Here is a 1,113-nt window from a genome sequence, read left to right on the forward strand (position 1 = left end):
CTACAAACTTAAATATCTTTGTTATACTTATTGCGGTGAAGAAATTGGTAATCAACTCAATAAAGGGATACCTATTATGAGTACAGCAAAACTGGTAAAAACAAAATCTTCCGACCTGCTCTATACCCGCAACGATGTTGAAGAACATGTCAAAGTTGACACCGTGAAAGCATTAAACCGTATGGTTATTCAGTTTATTGATCTGTCGCTGATGACCAAACAGGCTCACTGGAATATGCGCGGTGCCAACTTTATCGCGGTGCATGAAATGCTGGATGGCTTCCGCACAGCCCTCACTGACCACCTGGATACCTTCGCAGAACGCGCCGTACAACTAGGTGGTGTCGCATTGGGGACCACACAAGTCATTAATGATAAAACACCGCTGAAAAGTTACCCAACCAATATCCATAGCGTGCAAGAACATCTTAAAGCGCTGGCAGACCGCTACGCCGTGGTTGCTAATGATATTCGTAAGGCAATTTCAGAAGTAGAAGATGAAGACAGTGCTGATATGTTTACTGCCGCATCTCGTGATCTGGATAAATTCCTGTGGTTTATCGAGTCAAATATTGAGTAATCCTCAGTATGATACCCAATAGATCGTAAAATGGCAGGAAGATAGACCGGGTAATGAGAATAGCCAATACACCTGCAATTTTAACGATGATGGGTACAGGGCCGGTTATCCGGCCCTACGCACGGAGGTCATATGGCAAGTGGATGGGCCGGCGACGGCGCAGTACAAGATCAAATTGACTCCACCGTTGAAGATGCGGTGCAACGCGCAAGACAGGCTCTTGGCAGTGGTGAAAGTGAGCTATATTGCCTTGAATGTGGTCAAGCCATTCCAGAAGCACGGCGTAAAGTTCTGGCGGGGGTTAAATATTGCCTGAACTGCCAGAATCAATTAGACAAGCATCAGGCCAGCCATGCCGGATATAACCGCCGTGGCAGTAAAGATAGCCAACTCAGATAGCAATCCCTCCCCTTCCCCCCCTTATTGCACCATTATCGAACAAAAATCGGAGATAGTTAACAATATCGTTACATTGATGTTGATTATAGATTGTACATTATTAACGAATTAGTTAATAATAAGTAAATATTGGA

Annotated in this window: 2 protein-coding genes; both read left to right on the forward strand. The window is 44.4% G+C overall.

Going from position 1 to position 1,113, the window contains the following annotated elements; all coding sequences use genetic code 11:
* Positions 1-76: 76 nt before the first annotated feature.
* On the forward strand, positions 77-580 hold the full coding sequence (dps, locus tag V1952_RS22000) for a DNA starvation/stationary phase protection protein Dps (protein ID WP_372558421.1): 504 nt from the start codon (positions 77-79) through the stop codon (positions 578-580).
* Positions 581-712: 132 nt separating this feature from the next.
* Positions 713-979: a DksA/TraR family C4-type zinc finger protein gene (locus V1952_RS22005; RefSeq protein ID WP_083159440.1), complete on the forward strand. Its 267-nt coding sequence runs from the start codon at positions 713-715 to the stop codon at positions 977-979.
* Positions 980-1,113: the final 134 nt, after the last annotated feature.

This window comes from Yersinia sp. 2542 StPb PI, assembly GCF_048593855.1.
GTDB classification, from domain to species: Bacteria; Pseudomonadota; Gammaproteobacteria; order Enterobacterales; family Enterobacteriaceae; genus Yersinia; species Yersinia enterocolitica_E.

What these genes read in the sequence shown, in the direction of transcription:
- dps (WP_372558421.1), top strand. Translation starts at nt 77, where the DNA reads ATGAGTACAGCAAAACTGGTAAAAACAAAATCTTCCGACCTGCTCTAT.
- V1952_RS22005 (WP_083159440.1), top strand. Translation starts at nt 713, where the DNA reads ATGGCAAGTGGATGGGCCGGCGACGGCGCAGTACAAGATCAAATTGAC.